The sequence below is a fragment of the Lentzea californiensis genome, assembly GCF_024648825.1.
GTDB classification, from domain to species: Bacteria; Actinomycetota; Actinomycetes; order Mycobacteriales; family Pseudonocardiaceae; genus Lentzea; species Lentzea californiensis.
In genome coordinates, this window is the sequence record NZ_JANBBE010000001.1 from 2077480 (window position 1) to 2093761 (window position 16282).

Sequence of the window (16282 nt, forward strand, 5' to 3'; positions counted from 1 at the left end):
GCGTAGGTGCCGATCCGTACCAACCGCGGCCGCGCCGCGGTCTACCGCAGGCTGTGGGGCTGGCCGCTGCGTTCCCCGCGTCACCTGGCCGCTTCGATCATCATCTTCGTGGTGCTCGTGGTCTCCCTCGGCGTGATCATCCCGAAGGTGCTCGACCGCAAGCCCACCGATCCGTCCGCCGCCGGGCAGACCTCGACGTCGTCGCAGGGCACCCAGGTCGGTCAGCTGCCGGGCAGCAGCACGTCGCTGCCGACCAAGGCGCCGGCGCCGTCCAACTCGGCGAAGGCGGCGCCCCCTGCCGCCGACGCGCAGCTGGTCGCCGAGCTGTGGGCGGAGACCTGGGTCAAGCCACCGCCGAACAACGACGTCAACAAGTGGCTCAAGCAGCTCGAGGACTACACGACCCCCGAGTTCCTCGCGCAGATGGCCACGATCGACCCGCGGAACGTGCCGGACAAGCTCACCGACAAGGTCAAGGCGGTGAAGTCGACGACGTCGTCGATCGACTTCGAGGTCCCCACGGACCTCGGCAAGGTGCGGATCACGCTGGTCAAGGCACCGGACGGCAAGTGGCGAGTGAACAGCTACACGAAGGTGGACTGAGCCATGCGCGTGATGTTGCTGATCGGGGCGCTGGCGATGATCGTAGTGATCGCGGTCACGACCTCAGGCGTGTCGCAGGTCGTCAGCAATTCCACGAACCCCGCCGCCGGCGCGAACCTGATGCGGATGAGCTGCAACGCGGCCATCGGCCCGTGGGACTCGGGCAACGGCGACAAGGGCCGTCACGACGCGTCGCGCCTCAACGAGGAGCAGCGCAACATCGTCGCGCGCATCATCTCCATCGGCCAGGAGCGCAAACTGCCCCCGCTCGCGTGGCAGATCGCGATCCAGGCCGGCATGACCGAGTCGGGCCTGCGCCCGTTGAACTACGGCGACCGCGACTCGCTGGGCATCTTCCAGATGCGTCCGTCGATGGGCTGGGGCACGCAGGCCGAGGTGACCGACCCGACGTACGCGATCAACAAGTTCTACGACGTGCTGCTCAAGGTGCCGGACTGGGAGAACAAGCGCCCCGGTGACTCGGCGCAGGCGGTGGAGCGGTCGGCGTACCCCGACCGGTACCACAACTGGGAGTCCATGGCGGCGTTCCTGCTCGGTGAGCTGGGCGCGATCACCGACCCGGCCGGCTGCGGCTCGGGCGCGGGGGAGTTCCTGCTGGCGTCCAACGCGGCGGGCATCGCGATCGGCTTCACCAAGGAACAGCTGGGCGAGCCGTACCTGTGGGGCGGCAACGGCCCGGACGCGTGGGACTGCTCGGGCATCCTGGTGAAGGCCTTCGGCGCGGCCGGTGTCAGCATCCCGCGCGTCGCGAACGACCAGTACGAGAAGGGCGGCGCCCACCTCCCGGTGCGCGACGCCCAGGCAGGCGACCTGATCTTCTGGGCGACCGACACGTCGAACCCCAGGACGGTGCACCACGTGGCCATGTACCTCGGTGGCGACGAGTACATCCACGCTCCCCAGACGGGTGATGTCGTGAAGATCAGCAAGGTCAACTGGGACTATTACGAGTTGATGCCGCTGGCCGTCCGGCCGGGCGTGTAGATCGCGGGGAGGCGCTCCATGTTCAACCACGACCCCATTCCGAGGCCTTCCGGACCGCCCGCGTCGAGCACACCAGTGCGTGACTACGTGGCGGCCGGTGCACCGGGAGTCTCTGCCGACTACGTGGTGATCCCGCGTGCTCTGGCCGAGGCCATGCCGTTGCCGTTCCAGCAGCACCTCGTGCACCTGCTGGCGGACTTCCACCGCACCTACGCCCACCTGAAGTGGCCGGTGTACCGGGTGGTGCCGTCGCGCTACGAGAAGCTGGCCGACCTCGACGAGGAACAGCTGGCCGAGGTCGGCGCGATCATGGAGATCGACTCCGACGGCTCTCTCGTCTACCGCGACCGGTCCGGGCGCAAGATCGAGAACGCCGAGGACCGCACGGTGCTGGTCTCGTGTTTGGACCCGATCCCGGCGGAGTACGCCAACGCCAACCAGTCCACGCCGCCGCGGGGGTTCCCCGCGCCTTTGGGAGGCGAACGCGTATGAGTGACACCAGCGGTTGGTACTACTGCCTGACCCACCAGACGGTGGAGCAGGGCAAGGGCTGCAAGGGCCCGGACCGGATGGGCCCGTATCCGGACGAGGCCACCGCGGCCCGCGCCCTGGAGATCGCCCGCGAACGGACCAAGGCAGCCGACGAGTCCGACAAGAAGTGGCGCGGCGACGACGAGGACTGATTCGTCGGTCACGCCACTAGTCTGTGCGGGTGGCTTCCCTGGTGATCCGCACGGGCCGTGCGGACGTGTCCTTCGACGGCATCCGCACCGAGTTCGGTCTGCCGGCCTCCTTCGACGCGGCCGTGCTCGCCGAGGCAGAGGCGGCGGTCTCCCGTTCCCCGGGAGACCGCCCCGACCTGACCTCGCTGCCCCTGGTGACGATCGACCCGCCCGGCGCGAAGGACCTGGACCAGGCGCTGTGCGTCCTGAAGTCCGGTGACGGCTTCGTCGTGCACTACGCGATCGCCGACCTGGGCCTGTTCGTGACGCCCGGCGGTCCACTGGACCTGGAGGTCCGGCGGCGCGGGCAGACCCTCTACCTGCCTGACGGCAACGTCCCGTTGCACCCGACCGCGCTCTCCGAGGGCGCGGCGTCGCTGCTGCCCGGAGTCGTGCGTCCCGCGGTGCTGTGGACGTTCACGTGCGGGGCCGATGGCGTTCCCACGGCGGTCGAGGTGCGGCGGGCGATGGTGCGCTCGACGGCCCAGTTCGACTACGAGTCGGTGCAGAAGTCGTTCGACGCGGGCGATCCGCACCCGTCCGTGGCGGCGCTGGCCGAGTTCGGGCCGTTGCGGCGGGCACTGGCGCGGCAGCGCGGCGCGATCGAGCTGCAGCTGCCCGAGCAGGAGATCGAGTCCGGCGGGGACGGCTGGCAGCTGGTCACCAGGCCCCGTGCCGAAGTGGACTCGTGGAACGCGGAGATCTCGCTGATGACCGGCATGGCCGCCGCGTCGATCATGCTGGAGGCCCAGGTGGGCGTCCTGCGCACGCTGCCCGACCCGGACGACTCCGCCGTGGCCTCGTTGCGGAAGTCCGCGGCGGCGTTGAAGGTGAAGTGGCCCGCGGACCTGTCGCCGGGCGCGTTCCTGGCCGGTCTGGACGCCTCGACGCCAGAAGCGTTGGCGCTGTTCACGGACGCCACGCGGCTGCTGCGCGGTGCGGGCTACTCGGCGTTCAACGAGTCCGTTCCCGAACTCATGACGCACGCGGGTGTCGCGGCCCCGTACACGCACGTCACCGCACCCCTGCGCCGCCTGGTCGACCGCTTCGCCACCGAGGTGTGCCTCGCGGTCACAGCCGGGCAGGAGCTGCCGGCCTGGCTGGCCGAGGCCCTGCCGCAGCTGCCGTCGCTGATGGAGGCGTCCGACTCCCTCGCCTCGAAGGTGGAGCGGGCGTCGCTGGACCAGGTCGAGGCGTGGGTGCTGGCCGGACGCGTCGGGCAGGAGTTCGACGCCGTGGTGCTGCGGTCCGGCGACAACGAGGCCGAGGTGTTCGTGTCCGCGCCGCCGATCCTCGCCAAGTGCGCGGGGAAGCGGTTGCCGGAAGGTGAATCGATTCGCGTGCGCCTGGCCGAGGCCGACCCGGCCGAACGGCGCGTGCGCTTCGAGGCCGTGCGCTGAGAGCCCAAGGTCACGTTGGGCAGCCCGCTCCCGGCGGGTCGTGTGAAGATGCAGGGGTGACAGACATTCGTGACCTCACCGTCGGCGTCCTGGGCGGCACCGGAGCCCAGGGCAAGGGCCTCGCCATCCGCTGGGCCAAGGCGGGCCTCAAGGTGATCATCGGCTCCCGCAGCGCGGACCGGGCGGAGCTGGCGGCCAAGGAGATCGTCGAGATCGCGGGCGGCGACGTCCGGGGCGCGGACAACGCCGACTGCGCCGCCGACTCCGACGTCGTGCTGGTCGCGGTGCCGTGGGACGGGCACGGAGACCTGCTCGCCAGCCTGCGCGACCAGCTCGCCGGGAAGATCGTCATCGACTGCGTGAACCCCCTCGGCTTCGACAAGCAGGGGCCGTTCGCACTGCCGGTCACCGAGGGCAGCGCGGCGCAGCAGGCCGAGCTCCTCCTGCCGGAGTCGAGGGTCACCGCCGCGTTCCACCACGTGTCCGCCGTGCTGCTCGCCGACCTGACCGTGTCCGAAGTGGACATGGACGTCCTGGTGCTGGGCGACGACCGCGAGGCCACCGACACCGTCCGGGAACTGGCCGAGCTCGTGCCCGGCTTCCGCGGCGTCTACGGCGGACGGCTGCGCAACGCCCACCAGGTCGAGGCGTTCACCGCGAACCTCATCGCGGTCAACCGCCGGTACAAGACCCACGCCGGCCTGAAGATCACGGGAGTCTGATGCTCCCCGTCGACGACCTCGGTGAGCCGGTGCCGCTGGACCAGCCTCGACGCGTGGTCAGCCTGGTGCCGTCGATCACCGAGGCAGTCGCGGTGAGCGTCCCCGGATCTCTGGTCGGCGCAACGGACTACTGCACCCACCCGGCCGATCTCGACGTGGCCCGCGTCGGCGGTTCGAAGTACCCGGACGTCGAGGAGGTCCTGGCGCTGCGGCCCGACCTCGTGATCGCGAACTCCGAGGAGAACCGCGCCGAGGACGTGGACCGGTTGCGCGCCAACGGCGTCAACGTCTGGGTGACCGAGGCGCCGAAGACCGTGCCGATGGCGCTGGAGTCGCTCAGGAGGCTCTTCGCGCTCGGCTGGGACCTCGTTCCCGAGTGGCTGACCGAGGCCGAAGAGCTGTGGCGCGACACGAAACCCGCGAAGCTCACCGCGTTGATCCCGGTCTGGCGCCGCCCGTGGGTCGTCGTCGGCCGCGACACCTTCGCCACCGATGTGTTGCGGCGCTTGGGGATCGAGAACGTCTACGCGACGCACGACGAGCGCTACCCGCGTCCGGGCCTCGACGAGCTCAACGACAAGCGCCCCGACCTGGTGGTCCTCCCGGACGAGCCGTACGTGTTCACCCACGAGGACGGCCCGGAGAGCTTCCCCGGCCTGCCCTACGCGCTCGTCAACGGCCGGCACCTCACCTGGTACGGGCCTTCGCTCGTGGAAGCAAAGCCTGCCCTCCAGAGGGCACTGGACTACGGCCAGGGTTGACAACCTCGGGTGGATTCGCGGAACCCCGTGCACTGCCAGGATTCTCGCCCATGGGGAAACTAGCCGCGATCATCGCGACAGCCGCCGCCACCTTCACGCTCACCGCCGTCCCGGCCAGCGCCGAACCCGTCGTCGTCTACCAGCTCGCCGGCAGCAACCGCTGCCTCGCCGACGTGGGCACCAACGTCGTTCTGCTGACGTGCAACGAACTCTCCGACGAGCAGCGCTGGATCGTCCCGATCAGCGGTGGCGTCGACTGGCCGCACAACATGCTCACCGACAGGTGTCTCGGCGCGACCGCCTCCGGTGACGTGCTCGGCCAGGCCTGCACGACCAGCGCCAACCAGCGCTGGCGCCGGGTGCCGGCGGGGAGCTCGTTCCAGTTCCGCAACGTCGGCACCGGCAAGTGCCTCACCGCACAGGTGACGGTCGCGACCTGCAGCACTTCCAGCTCGAGGTGGAACGGCCTGCGCTAGTCGCGGAACCGATCCGTCGCCGCCAGCAGGGCCGCGAGGATGCCGGGCTCGTCGTAGGCGTGCCCGGCGTCCGGTACCAGCACCAGTTCCGACTCGGGCCAGGCCTTGTGCAGGTCCCAGGCCGACACCGCCGGGGTCGCGATGTCGTACCGCCCCTGCACGATCACGCCGGGAATGTCCTCGAGCCGCACGGCGTCCCGGATGAGCTGCCCCTCCTCGAACCATCCGCGGTGCACGAAGTAGTGGTTCTCGATCCGCGCGAACGCCAGCGCGTACTCCGGCACGGCGAACTCCGCCACCAGCTCAGGGCGGGGCAGCAGCGTCACCGTCGCGCCCTCCCACGTGCTCCACGCGACGGCGGCGGGCCCGTGCACCTCGGGGTCCTCGGACGCCAGCAGCTTGGCGTACAGCTCGACGGGATCACCGGACAGTCCGGCCAGCGGCGCCGTGAACTTCTCCCACAGGTCGGGGAAGAGGTTCGCCGCCCCGCCGCGGTAGTACCAGTCCACTTCGGACGACCGCAGCGTGAAGATGCCGCGCAGCACCAGCTCCGACACGCGTGAGGGATGCGTCTCGGCGTAGGCCAGCGCCAGCGTCGAACCCCAGGAGCCGCCGAAGACCTGCCAGCGGTCGATGCCCAGCGAGGTGCGCAGCTTCTCCATGTCGTCCACGAGGTGCCAGGTCGTGTTCAGTGACAGATCACCGGACACGGAGGCGTGCGGCAGCGAACGCCCGCAACCGCGCTGGTCGAACAGGACGATCCGGTAGGCGGACGGGTCGAAGAGGCGCCGGTGCGACGGCGAGCAGCCGCCGCCGGGACCGCCGTGCAGGAAGACCACGGGCTTGCCGGACGGGTTGCCGCACTCCTCCCAGTACACGAGGTTGCCGTCACCGGTCTCCAGGTGGCCCGACGCGTGGGGCTCGATCTCCGGGTACATGGGCCTATCGTCGGACACATGGCGCAGTTCTCACAGGAGACCTCCACCACGGGGGCGTTCGTCAGGCAGCCGAACCGCTTCACGGCACGGCCGGAGCCCGAACCGGGCCGCTACCGGCTCGTCGTGAGCCTCGCCTGCCCGTGGGCGCACCGCGCGGTCATCGTCCGCAAGCTCCTCGGCCTCGAGGACGCCATCTCCCTGGCGGTCGTCGACCCGATCCGCGACGAGAAGGGCTGGCGTTTCCAGGAAACCGACCCGGTGCTCGGCATCGACTACCTCAAGCAGGCCTACGACAAGGCCGACGGGACCTACGAGGGCCGCGTCACCGTCCCGGCGCTGGTCGACACCACGACCGGGGAGGTGGTCACCAACGACTACCCGCAGATCACCCTGGACTTCAGCCTCAGGTGGCGCCCGGAGAGCACCCTCTACCCGGAGCACCTGCGCGAGGAGGTCGACGCCTGGATCGAGCCGATCTTCCACAACGTCAACAACGGCGTCTACAAGGCCGGCTTCGCCTCGTCGCAGGAGGCCTACGAGCAGGCCTACACGAACCTGTTCGCCGAGCTGGACCGCATCGAGGCCCACCTCGAAGACCACACCTACCTGGTCGGAGAGCAGCTCACCGAGGCCGACATCAGGCTCTGGACCACGCTGGTCCGGTTCGACGCGGTCTACCACGGCCACTTCAAGTGCAACCGCACCAAGCTGACCGAGATGCCAAACCTGTGGGCGTACGCGAAACGCCTCTACGCCCAGTTCGGGGACACCGTGAACTGGGACCACATCAAGCGCCACTACTACGTGACGCACCACGACGTCAATCCGAGCGGGATCGTGCCGGCGGGCCCAGACCCGGAGTTCTGGACCCGCTAGACGCACGTGATCAGTGGAAGGTGTGCTCGGGGCCGGGGAACTGCTGTCCGCGCACCTCGTTGGCGAACTCCGCGGCGGCGCCCAGCATGATGTCGCCGATGTTCGCGTAGCGCTTGACGAACCGGGGTGCCCTGCCGCGGTTCAGGCCCATCATGTCCTGCCACACCAGCACCTGGGCGTCGGTGTCCGGACCGGCACCGATGCCCACGGTCGGGATGACGAGGTCGTGCGTGATCTGCTTCGCGACCTCGGCGGTCACCATCTCCAGCACGACCGCGAACGCGCCCGCCTCCTGCACGGCCAGCGCGTCCTGGACCACGACGTCGTGGTTGTCGTGGCGGCCCTGCACGCGGTAACCGCCCAGCTGGTGCTCGGACTGCGGGGTGAAGCCGATGTGCGCCATGACCGGGATGCCCGCGGCCGTGATCGCGCGGATGTGCGGTGCGAAGTAGGCGCCGCCCTCCAGCTTGACCGCGTGCGCCTGGCCTTCCTTCATGAACCGGACCGCCGTCGCCACGGCCTGTTCGACCGACACCTGGTAGGAGCCGAACGGCAGGTCGGCGACCACGAGAGAGCGCTTGACCGAACGCGTCACCGCGCGCACGAGCGGTACGAGCTCGTCCACGGTGACCGGCAGCGAGGTGTCGTTGCCGTAGACGGTGTTCGAGGCCGAGTCGCCGACCAGCAGGACGGGGATGCCGGCCTCGTCGAAGATCGAGGCGGTGAAGGTGTCGTACGAGGTGAGCATGGGCCACGGCTCGCCGCGTTCCTTCATCTCACGCAGGTGGTGAACGCGAACCCGCTTGGCCGGGGGCTTCTGGCCCGCTCCGGAGCCGTAGGGCGCGGAAACTTCGGCAGTGGTCATCGTCGACCGTTCCTTTCCTCGAAGCCCACCTGAGTGGGTCCCCGGGCGCTTTGTGCACGGTTGCCGAACACCAGAGTGGCACCGTTGGCGGGAAACGGAACGCAGATGCGGCTTCCATCACATGCCCGGTAGCAGGAATCACTCGCCGGGCAGGCCCCGAAGCGCCTCGCGGACGGCCATGACCACGGCGTCCGGCCGGTCCATCTGAATCATGTGCCTGCTTCCGGGTACCGGCACGTTGCGTCCCCACGGCACGAGAGCGGCCAACGACCGGTGCTCCGGCCACACCTTCCGCCCGGCCGTGAGCACCAACCAGGGCACACGCGGCAAGGGCCGGCGCTTCCGCAGCCGTTCGAGCGTCGCCACCTGACCGGGGTACGACGCGAGCTCCCACAGCACCGCCCGCCCGACGCCTGGGCGCCGGTAGACGAGTTCGACCAGGTCGGAAGGCGCCGGATCGGTCACGCCGAGCGTCGAGACCGCGGTCAGCAGGTTGCGGAACGAGTGCCCGTACCGCTCGGTGATCCGGGCACCGAGCCAGCGGCTGCCGATGGCCCGCACGCCCTGCGCGACCACCGCCGACACGTCGAACGGGGCTCCGGAGCCCGGCGTCTCGGCGTCCGGGTCCAGCAGGACCAGGCCACCGACCCGGTGCGGCCGCAGCCGCGCGTAGGCCTCGACGTGCATCGACGCCATCGAGTGCCCGACCAGGACGGCCCGCGGCACCCCGCGCAACACCGCGTCGAGCACCGCCACCTCCCGTGCCAGCGACGGCCCGCGCCGGGCAGGGCCGCTCAACCCCAGCCCCGGACGGTCGAACACGATCACCCTGGCGTGGGGTGCCAGCAGCCGCACGGTCCGGTCCCAGTCGAACCACGCCCCGCCCAGTCCTGAGCTGAGCACCACGACGGGTCCGTCGACACGCCCGGAGGCGGCGACATGCACCCTTCCGGCGGAAGACGGGATCATGACGGTCATCGGCTGACCTCGGGAGTGGTAGTGGCACCGGCGTGGAAGTGGAAGACCGCGGGCGCGATCGCGACGATCGTGCAGCTGGCCGGGGTGTTGTCGCTGCTCAGGGTGATTCTGCCCGAGGACGGCTGGTTCACCGACCTCGCCGACGGCATCGGGTACTTCTTCGGTCTGCCGATCGACGGCAACCTGTTCATCGCCATGGTGTTCTTCGTGCTCGGGGCCGCCCTGCGCAGGCACAAGCGAGCGGCTCTGTGGACGCTGCTGCTGTTCCAGGTCATCGGCCTGGTGCTGGTCGGCTCCATCATGGTCATCCTGGCCCTGGCGCCTGAAGAAGTCCTGGATCCGGGCGAAGAACCGCACTGGGTGTTCCTCGGTGTCGGCGCCACGACCTCGGTGCTGTTCGTGGCGCTGCTGTTCGTGGTGCGCGAGGCGTTCCCCGCCCGGCTGGCCCGCGGCGCGTTGCGGCGGGCGCTGGCGTCGTTCGTGCTGGGCATGATCGGGCTGGTCGTGGTCGGCTGGGGCCTCGCCGAGATCTTCCCCGGCGGGCTGGTCGCGCAGACCGACAAGATCGTGTGGGCGGCCAACCAGGCGACGGGCGAGGTGGTCCGGCTCGGCCGGCTCGACGTCCCCGAGGGCCCGCAGTGGCTGAGCGTGGTGCTGGGCCTGTTCGGCGTGCTGGTCGCGATCCGGGCGATGTACCTGTTCTTCCGCGGTGTCCGCAGCCAGAGCGTGATCACCGGCGACCAGGAGCTCGACGTGCGCCGGCTGCTCGCGGCCGACGGCGAGCCCGACTCGCTGGGGTACTTCGCGACCAGGCGCGACAAGAGCGTCGTGTTCGCGGTGTCCGGCCGGGCCGCCCTGACCTACCGGGTGATCGGCGGCGTGACGCTGGCCTCCGCCGACCCGATCGGCGACGAGGAGCACTGGCCCGAGGCCGTGCGGGCGTGGCTGTCCGAGGCGCGCACGTACGGCTGGACACCGGGCGTGCTCGGCGCGTCCGAACGAGGTGCGCAGGTCTACGCCGGCGCCGGGCTCAAGGCGCTGGAGATCGGCGACGAGGCGATCCTGGACGTCCGCCGGTTCGTCCTCGCCGGTCCGGAACGGCGCGGGCTGCGCCAGGCGGTGTCGCGCGTCGAACGCGCCGGGTACACCACCCGCGTCCGCCGGCACAGCGAGATCGCGCCGGACGAGATGGCGTCCATCCTGGACCTGGCGGAGGCCTGGCGCGGCGCCGAGACCGAACGCGGCTTCTCGATGGCGCTGGGGCGCCTGGGAGATCCGAGCGACGGCCGCTGCGTGATGGTGGAGGCTTACGACAGGTCAGGTGCGTTGCGAGGCCTGCTGTCGTTCGTGCCGTGGGGCCGCCGGGGCGTGTCGCTCGACCTGATGCGCCGCGACCGCGCGGCGGAGAACGGCCTCAACGAGTACATGGTCGCCCAGCTCGCGGCCGCCGCCGGACACCTGGGCGTGCAACGGATCTCGCTGAACTTCGCGATGTTCCGCGCGGTGTTCGAGGAGGGCGAGAAGATCGGCGCCGGCCCGGTGCTGCGGGCGTGGCGGCGGGTGCTGTCGCTCGCGTCGCGGTTCTTCCAGCTGGAGTCGCTGTACCGGTCGAACGCCAAGTACCTGCCGGAGTGGGAGCCGAGGTTCCTCTGCTACCAGCGGTCCCGGTCGTTGCCGCGGGTCAGCATCGCAGCCGGTGTCGCCGAGGGTTTCGTGCCGTCGTTGCGTTCCCTGCGCAAGCGGGCGTTGCAGAAGACGGATGTCAGCGACGAGTTCGCTTCGAAGGTCGTCGAGATCGACGCGATCCGGGTAGAACCGAAGTCCGTGCGCAGGCCGGAGCAGGTCCGGGTGCGGATCGCGAAGGTCGAACGGCTGGTCGCGCAGGGCGTCGACCCGTACCCCGTCGGGTTCGCGCGCACCGATCTCCTGGCCGGGGCCCGCGAACGCTTCGGCGAGGAGGTCTCGGTCACCGGACGCGTGGTGGCGTTGCGCGAGATGGGCAAGCTCTGCTTCGCGCGGGTGCGGGACTTCAGCGGCGAGATCCAGCTGATGCTGACCGTCGACTCGCTGGGCGGGGCGTTGGCGTCGTGGAAGTCGGACGTCGACCTAGGCGACCACGTCGGCGTCACGGGCAAGGTGGTCAAGTCCGACCACGGCGAGATCTCGGTGCTGGCGTCGTCGTGGACGATGACCGCGAAGTGCCTGCACCCGTTGCCGGACAAGCGGAAGGGTTTCACCGACCCGGAGGCGCGCGTCCGCCAGCGCTACCTCGACCTGGTCGTGAACCAGGACTCGGCGCACCTGCTGAAGCTGCGCAGCGACGTCATCCGCAGCGTGCGCGAGTTCCTGCACTCGCAGGAGTACCTCGAAGTCGAGACGCCGATGCTGCAGGCGGTGCACGGCGGCGCGAACGCACGCCCGTTCGTCACCCACATCAACGCCTACGACATGCGGATGTACCTGCGGATCGCACCGGAGCTGTACCTGAAACGGCTCTGCGTCGCGGGCGTGGACCGGGTGTTCGAGCTGAACCGCAACTTCCGCAACGAGGGCGCGGACGCCACCCACAACCCCGAGTTCACGATGCTGGAGGCCTACCAGTCCTATGCGGACTACCGGGTCATGCTCGACCTGGTGCGCACGCTGGTCCAGCACGCGGCCCGCACGGCCTTCGGCTCGGAGATCGCTGTGCGGCCCGAGGGCTCGTTCGACATCTCGGGGGAGTGGCCGGTGATTCCGGTCTACACGGCGGTTTCCGGGGCTCTGAACGCGTCGGTCACCCCGGACACGTCCGTTGCGGAACTCAGGGCGCACTTGGGCGCACGAGGTGTGGAGATCAACGAGGACTGGGACCACGGCCAGCTCGTGCAGGAGGCCTACGACTCCTTCGTGGAGGCCTCGACCGTCGGCCCGACGTTCTACATCGACTTCCCGACGTCGGTGTCGCCGCTGACCCGCCAGCACCGCGTCGACCCGCGCCTGGCCGAGCGGTGGGACCTGGTGGCGTTCGGCGCGGAGATCGGCACGGCCTACTCGGAGCTGACCGACCCGCTGGAGCAGCGGCGGCGGCTGGAGGCGCAGTCGCTGAAGGCCGCGTCCGGTGACGTCGAGGCGATGGAGCTGGACGAGGACTTCCTGCGGGCGCTGGAGCACGGCATGCCGCCGACCGGCGGGCTCGGCATGGGCGTCGACCGGTTGCTGATGATGCTGACCGGCACGTCGATCCGGCAGACCGTGCTCTTCCCGTTCGTCCGTCCTCAGTGAACCGGCTCAGTGATCGAGGTAGGCGAGCACGGCCTGGACGCGACGGTCTCCTGAGCCGTCCTCGCTGTTGAGGCCGAGCTTCAGGAAGACGTTGCCGATGTGCTTGTGCACGGCTCCAGCGCTGATCACGAGCTTCTCGCCGATGGCGGCGTTCGACAGACCTTCCGCCATCAGTCCGAGGACCTCGCGCTCACGCGGTGACAGCACACCGAGCGCGTCGTCCGCCTTGCGCCGCACGAGCAGCTGCGACACCACCTCGGGGTCGAGCGCCGTGCCGCCGTTCGCGACGCGGTGCAGCGAGTCGAGGAAGTCCGCGACCTTGCCGACGCGTTCCTTGAGCAGGTAGCCGACACCGCCGCTGCCGGAGCCGGCGAGCAGTTCGTGCGCGTAGCTCTGCTCGACCCACGCGGACAGGACCAGCACGGCCAGCTTCGGGTGCCGCCGGCGTGCCTCCACCGCGGCCCGCAGACCTTCGTCGGTGAACGTCGGCGGCATCCGCACGTCGACCACGGCGATGTCCGGCTCGTGCTCGGCGACGGCCAGGAGGAAGTCGGCCGGGTTGTCCGCGGCCGCCGCGACCTCCAGCCCTTCGTTGCGCAGCAACAACGTCAGCCCCTCGCGGAGCAGCGCGTCATCTTCGGCGATCACGATGCGCATCGGGTCACCTCCCCGTCGGCAGCACGACGGTGAGCACGGTCGGCCCGCCCTCGGGACTGCTCAGTTCCGCGTTGCCGTCCAACGCCGCCACCCTGCCGCGAATGCCTTCCAAGCCCGTCCCCTGCTTCTCGTCCGCGCCACCCTTGCCGTCGTCGTGCACGACAACGGTCAGGTGGTCCTCGTTGATGCCCAGGCTGACCCACGCGTGCCGGGCGCCGCTGTGCTTGGCCACGTTGGTGAGCGCCTCGGCCACCGCGAAGTAAGCCGCCGCCTCCACCGCCGCGGGCAACCGGCCGAGGTGGTCGGCCTGCAGCACGCACGGCACCGGGCAGCGCGCCGCCAGCGCCTGGATCGCCCCGTCCAGTCCCAGATCATCCAGCACCGGCGGATGAATGCTGCGCACGACGTTGCGAAGCTCTTCGAGCGCGTCGCCCGCCGCGTCCTGTGCACGCAGCAGCGCCTGCAACGCGTTGTCCGGGTTCTGCTGGAGCGTCCGCTCCGCGATGCCGAGCATCATGACCACACCGACCAACTTGTTCTGCGTGCCGTCGTGCAGGTTCCGCTCGATGCGCCGCAACTCGGCCCCGTGCGCCTGCAACGCCGCCGCCCGGGTCGCCACGACCTCGGCCAGCCGCTTCTCCAGCGAGGCCTTCGGCGGCGCCAGCAACTTGCGCGCCCACTTCGCGTCCAGCTCCGCCAGCCGCGGCAACTGGGTCAGCACCAACGCCAGCCCGATCGCGATCGGCACGCTCAGCGCCGCCTTCCCCCACGAGTCGACGCGCAGGCCGAACGAGTTCTCCATCGGTACCGCCCACCACAGCGACGCCGCCACCGGCTGCTGCACCAACGCGCCGAAGACGCCGATGGCGATCGCACCGAAAAGCGTGCCGAACAGCGCGTGCAGCACCACCCACAACCCGTCCCGCCGGCTGTCCGGATCGGCCAGCACCCGCTGCGCCCGGTGCAACCACGGCCCGTCGAGCGGCGGCGACGGCGGAATCTCGACACCGCTGAAGCGCGCCAGGCGCAGGCGGTCGAAGTCCACGATCCGCCGGATCCACGGCGCGGTGACCGGCAGTAACGGCAGCACGACCACGGACAGCAGCAGCACACCGATGGCGAGCCAGGCCGCGATGGCCGTCAGCAATCCGGTCGCCAGATAGGCCAGCGCCGCCCAGAACCGTTTCATGGGAGCAAACGTAGCGGTCTGACCAGGTCCGGCGCGGTAGAGCAGGCTCCACTCCCGTGGATCACCTCAGTGACCGGGTACGTGGCGGTGCTCAGCCCTCGCGCCACCCGTTCGTGATCGGCAACCGCCGGTCGCGCCCGAAAGCCTTGTTCGAGATCTTCGTGCCCGGCGGGTACTGACGGCGCTTGTACTCGGCCTTGTCGACCATCCGCAGTACCCGGTCCACCAGCTCCGGCGAGTGCCCGGCGGCCAGCAGCGCGTCGTACCCGCGGTCGCAGTGGACGTAGTCGTCCAGCAGGCGGTCGAGCACCTCGTAGTCCGGCAGCGAGTCGCTGTCGACCTGGCCGGGGCGCAGCTCGGCCGACGGTGGCTTGGAGATCGAGTTCTCCGGGATGGGCGGGATCTCGCCGCGCTTCTCGGCCTCGGCGTTGCGCCACCGGGCGATGTCCCAGACCAGGGTCTTCAGCACGTCCTTGATCGGGGCGTAGCCGCCGACCGCGTCGCCGTAGATGGTCGAGTAGCCGACCGCGAGCTCGGACTTGTTGCCCGTCGCGAGCACCAGGTGGCCGTGCTGGTTCGACAACGCCATCAGCAGCATGCCGCGGCACCGGGCCTGGATGTTCTCCTCGGCGAGGCCGGTCAGCCCCAGCTGCGAGACGTACGTCGACACCATCTCGCCGATCGGCTCGGTGGTGAAGTGCAGGCCCGTGCGCTGAGCCATGTCGGAGGCGTCCGAACGTGAGTGCTCGGACGAGTAGGAGGACGGCATCGAGACGCCGTAGACCGCGTCGGCGCCCAGAGCGTCCACGGCCAGAGCAGCCACCACGGCCGAGTCGATGCCACCGGACAGACCGAGCACCACGGATCGGAAGCCGTTCTTGTGCACGTAGTCGCGCAGACCGGTCACCAGCGCGTGCCACACCTCTGCCTCGTCGGACAGCGGCTCGAACACGCGTGGCGCGGGCAACGGCTCGTACGCCGGGATCGCGTCGGAGAGGTACACGCGGCGCACGTAGAAGTCGCCGATCTGGCCCTGCTCGTACTCGCGGCCGCCCGGCACGTCGAAGTCGACGAACATCAGGTGCTCGACGAACTGCGGTGCCCGCCCGACCAGCTGGCCGTCGGCGGAGACGACGAGCGAGTCGCCGTCGAACACCAGCTCGTCCTGGCCGCCGACCAGGTTGCAGTACGCGAGGGGCGCGTGGGCCTCCGCGGCACGGCGCGCGACCAGCGGCAGCCGCTGGTCGTCCTTGTTGCGCTCGTACGGCGAGGCGTTGGGCGAGACCACGAGGTCGACGCCGGCGTCACCGAGAGCGGTGATCGGGCCGCCGTCCTGCCACAGGTCCTCGCAGATCACCATGCCGACCTCGACACCGTTGATCCGCACGATGTCCAGCGACGAACCCGGCTTGAAGTAGCGGCGCTCGTCGAACACGCCGTAGTTCGGCAGGTGGTGCTTGCACTGCCGTGCGACGACACGGCCGCCGTGCAGGACGGCGACGGCGTTGCGCGGGCCGACGGAGTCGTGTTCCAGGTAGCCGACGACGGCGGCGACGTCACCGAGGCCCGAGTTCTCCAGCGACCCGGCCAGCGCCTCCAGCGCCTCGGCGGACGCGCGCGCGAACGACGTGCGGATCGCCAGGTCCTCGACCGGGTAGCCGGTCAGCACCATCTCGGGGAACACGGCGACGTGCGCACCGCCCTCGCGGGCCTTGCGCGTCCACTCCACGACCAGCGAAGCGTTGCCCTGGAGATCACCAACAGTGGCGTTGACCTGGGCCAGCGCGATCCGAAGCTGCGGCATGCCCTCATCATCTCCCATACCA

16 protein-coding genes are annotated in these 16282 nt (G+C 70.0%); 10 read left to right on the forward strand and 6 right to left on the reverse strand.

Translation table 11 applies throughout. The features are described 5' to 3' along the window. The first annotated feature begins 6 nt into the window (after nt 1–6). The 8 genes from LX88_RS10715 (at nt 7) to LX88_RS10750 (ending at nt 5689) form a co-directional block, all read left to right on the forward strand. Nucleotides 7–603, forward strand: coding sequence for a hypothetical protein (locus LX88_RS10715; protein WP_258947553.1), 597 nt, complete (start codon nt 7–9; stop codon nt 601–603). Between the two features lie 3 nt (nt 604–606). Beyond that, nucleotides 607–1608 carry a C40 family peptidase gene (locus LX88_RS10720; RefSeq protein ID WP_258947554.1) on the forward strand — a complete coding sequence of 334 codons (1002 nt, stop codon included), beginning with the start codon at nt 607–609 and terminating at the stop codon, nt 1606–1608. Between the two features lie 75 nt (nt 1609–1683). Next, on the forward strand, nt 1684–2100 hold the full coding sequence (locus LX88_RS10725) for a hypothetical protein (RefSeq protein ID WP_308203430.1): 417 nt from the start codon (nt 1684–1686) through the stop codon (nt 2098–2100). Next, entirely contained in the window at nt 2097–2291 is a 195-nt protein-coding gene (locus tag LX88_RS10730; RefSeq protein ID WP_258947555.1) for a hypothetical protein, read from the forward strand. Before LX88_RS10725 ends, LX88_RS10730 begins: the two co-directional genes overlap by 4 nt. Before the next feature lie 29 nt (nt 2292–2320). Next, on the forward strand, nt 2321–3730 hold the full coding sequence (locus tag LX88_RS10735) for an RNB domain-containing ribonuclease (RefSeq protein WP_258947556.1): 1410 nt from the start codon (nt 2321–2323) through the stop codon (nt 3728–3730). Between the two features lie 56 nt (nt 3731–3786). Further along, complete coding sequence (gene npdG, locus LX88_RS10740; RefSeq protein ID WP_258947557.1) at nt 3787–4452, forward strand: NADPH-dependent F420 reductase; 666 nt, start codon at nt 3787–3789, stop codon at nt 4450–4452. Beyond that, nucleotides 4452–5213 carry a helical backbone metal receptor gene (locus LX88_RS10745; protein WP_258947558.1) on the forward strand — a complete coding sequence of 254 codons (762 nt, stop codon included), beginning with the start codon at nt 4452–4454 and terminating at the stop codon, nt 5211–5213. The genes npdG and LX88_RS10745 overlap by 1 nt, the downstream gene beginning before the upstream one ends. A gap of 50 nt (nt 5214–5263) precedes the next feature. Beyond that, the gene (locus LX88_RS10750; protein ID WP_258947559.1) at nt 5264–5689 is read left to right on the forward strand and encodes an RICIN domain-containing protein; all 426 of its coding nucleotides are present in this window, start codon (nt 5264–5266) and stop codon (nt 5687–5689) included. On the opposite strand, the gene pip is transcribed toward LX88_RS10750, so the two are convergent. Further along, nucleotides 5686–6627: a prolyl aminopeptidase gene (gene pip / locus LX88_RS10755; RefSeq protein ID WP_258947560.1), complete on the reverse strand. Its 942-nt coding sequence runs from the start codon at nt 6625–6627 to the stop codon at nt 5686–5688. The genes LX88_RS10750 and pip overlap by 4 nt on opposite strands. Nucleotides 6628–6645: 18 nt before the next feature. Between pip and LX88_RS10760 the strand changes: the two genes are divergently transcribed. Further along, nucleotides 6646–7503, forward strand: a complete 858-nt coding sequence (locus LX88_RS10760) for a glutathione S-transferase family protein (RefSeq protein WP_258947561.1) — start codon at nt 6646–6648, stop codon at nt 7501–7503. A 10-nt stretch (nt 7504–7513) separates the two neighbouring features. Here the strand turns inward: LX88_RS10760 and panB are convergent, their stop codons facing one another. Together panB and LX88_RS10770 are read right to left on the reverse strand one after the other, a co-directional pair. Continuing rightward, nucleotides 7514–8368 (reverse strand): 3-methyl-2-oxobutanoate hydroxymethyltransferase, encoded by an 855-nt coding sequence (gene panB, locus LX88_RS10765; RefSeq protein ID WP_258947562.1) that lies wholly within the window; start codon nt 8366–8368, stop codon nt 7514–7516. A gap of 138 nt (nt 8369–8506) precedes the next feature. Next, nucleotides 8507–9346: an alpha/beta fold hydrolase gene (locus tag LX88_RS10770; RefSeq protein WP_258947563.1), complete on the reverse strand. Its 840-nt coding sequence runs from the start codon at nt 9344–9346 to the stop codon at nt 8507–8509. Between LX88_RS10770 and lysX the strand changes: the two genes are divergently transcribed. After that, nucleotides 9308–12610 (forward strand): bifunctional lysylphosphatidylglycerol synthetase/lysine--tRNA ligase LysX, encoded by a 3303-nt coding sequence (gene lysX, locus LX88_RS10775; RefSeq protein WP_258947564.1) that lies wholly within the window; start codon nt 9308–9310, stop codon nt 12608–12610. The genes LX88_RS10770 and lysX overlap by 39 nt on opposite strands. A gap of 6 nt (nt 12611–12616) precedes the next feature. Here lysX and LX88_RS10780 read toward each other — a convergent pair whose 3' ends face one another. From LX88_RS10780 to LX88_RS10790, 3 genes are all read right to left on the reverse strand, one after another. Beyond that, complete coding sequence (locus LX88_RS10780; RefSeq protein WP_258947565.1) at nt 12617–13267, reverse strand: response regulator; 651 nt, start codon at nt 13265–13267, stop codon at nt 12617–12619. A 4-nt stretch (nt 13268–13271) separates the two neighbouring features. Then, the gene (locus LX88_RS10785; protein ID WP_258947566.1) at nt 13272–14456 is read right to left on the reverse strand and encodes a sensor histidine kinase; all 1185 of its coding nucleotides are present in this window, start codon (nt 14454–14456) and stop codon (nt 13272–13274) included. A gap of 91 nt (nt 14457–14547) precedes the next feature. Next, a complete protein-coding gene (locus tag LX88_RS10790) occupies nt 14548–16260 on the reverse strand; it encodes an NAD+ synthase (protein WP_258947567.1) in 1713 nt (570 codons plus the stop codon). Between the last annotated feature and the right edge of the window lie 22 nt (nt 16261–16282).

What these genes read in the sequence shown, in the direction of transcription:
- LX88_RS10720 (WP_258947554.1), top strand. Translation starts at nt 607, where the DNA reads ATGCGCGTGATGTTGCTGATCGGGGCGCTGGCGATGATCGTAGTGATC.
- LX88_RS10730 (WP_258947555.1), top strand. Translation starts at nt 2,097, where the DNA reads ATGAGTGACACCAGCGGTTGGTACTACTGCCTGACCCACCAGACGGTG.
- LX88_RS10745 (WP_258947558.1), top strand. Translation starts at nt 4,452, where the DNA reads ATGCTCCCCGTCGACGACCTCGGTGAGCCGGTGCCGCTGGACCAGCCT.
- LX88_RS10750 (WP_258947559.1), top strand. Translation starts at nt 5,264, where the DNA reads ATGGGGAAACTAGCCGCGATCATCGCGACAGCCGCCGCCACCTTCACG.
- pip (WP_258947560.1), bottom strand. Translation starts at nt 6,627, where the DNA reads ATGTACCCGGAGATCGAGCCCCACGCGTCGGGCCACCTGGAGACCGGT.
- LX88_RS10760 (WP_258947561.1), top strand. Translation starts at nt 6,646, where the DNA reads ATGGCGCAGTTCTCACAGGAGACCTCCACCACGGGGGCGTTCGTCAGG.
- panB (WP_258947562.1), bottom strand. Translation starts at nt 8,368, where the DNA reads ATGACCACTGCCGAAGTTTCCGCGCCCTACGGCTCCGGAGCGGGCCAG.
- lysX (WP_258947564.1), top strand. Translation starts at nt 9,308, where the DNA reads ATGCACCCTTCCGGCGGAAGACGGGATCATGACGGTCATCGGCTGACC.
- LX88_RS10770 (WP_258947563.1), bottom strand. Translation starts at nt 9,346, where the DNA reads ATGACCGTCATGATCCCGTCTTCCGCCGGAAGGGTGCATGTCGCCGCC.
- LX88_RS10780 (WP_258947565.1), bottom strand. Translation starts at nt 13,267, where the DNA reads ATGCGCATCGTGATCGCCGAAGATGACGCGCTGCTCCGCGAGGGGCTG.
- LX88_RS10785 (WP_258947566.1), bottom strand. Translation starts at nt 14,456, where the DNA reads ATGAAACGGTTCTGGGCGGCGCTGGCCTATCTGGCGACCGGATTGCTG.
- LX88_RS10790 (WP_258947567.1), bottom strand. Translation starts at nt 16,260, where the DNA reads ATGCCGCAGCTTCGGATCGCGCTGGCCCAGGTCAACGCCACTGTTGGT.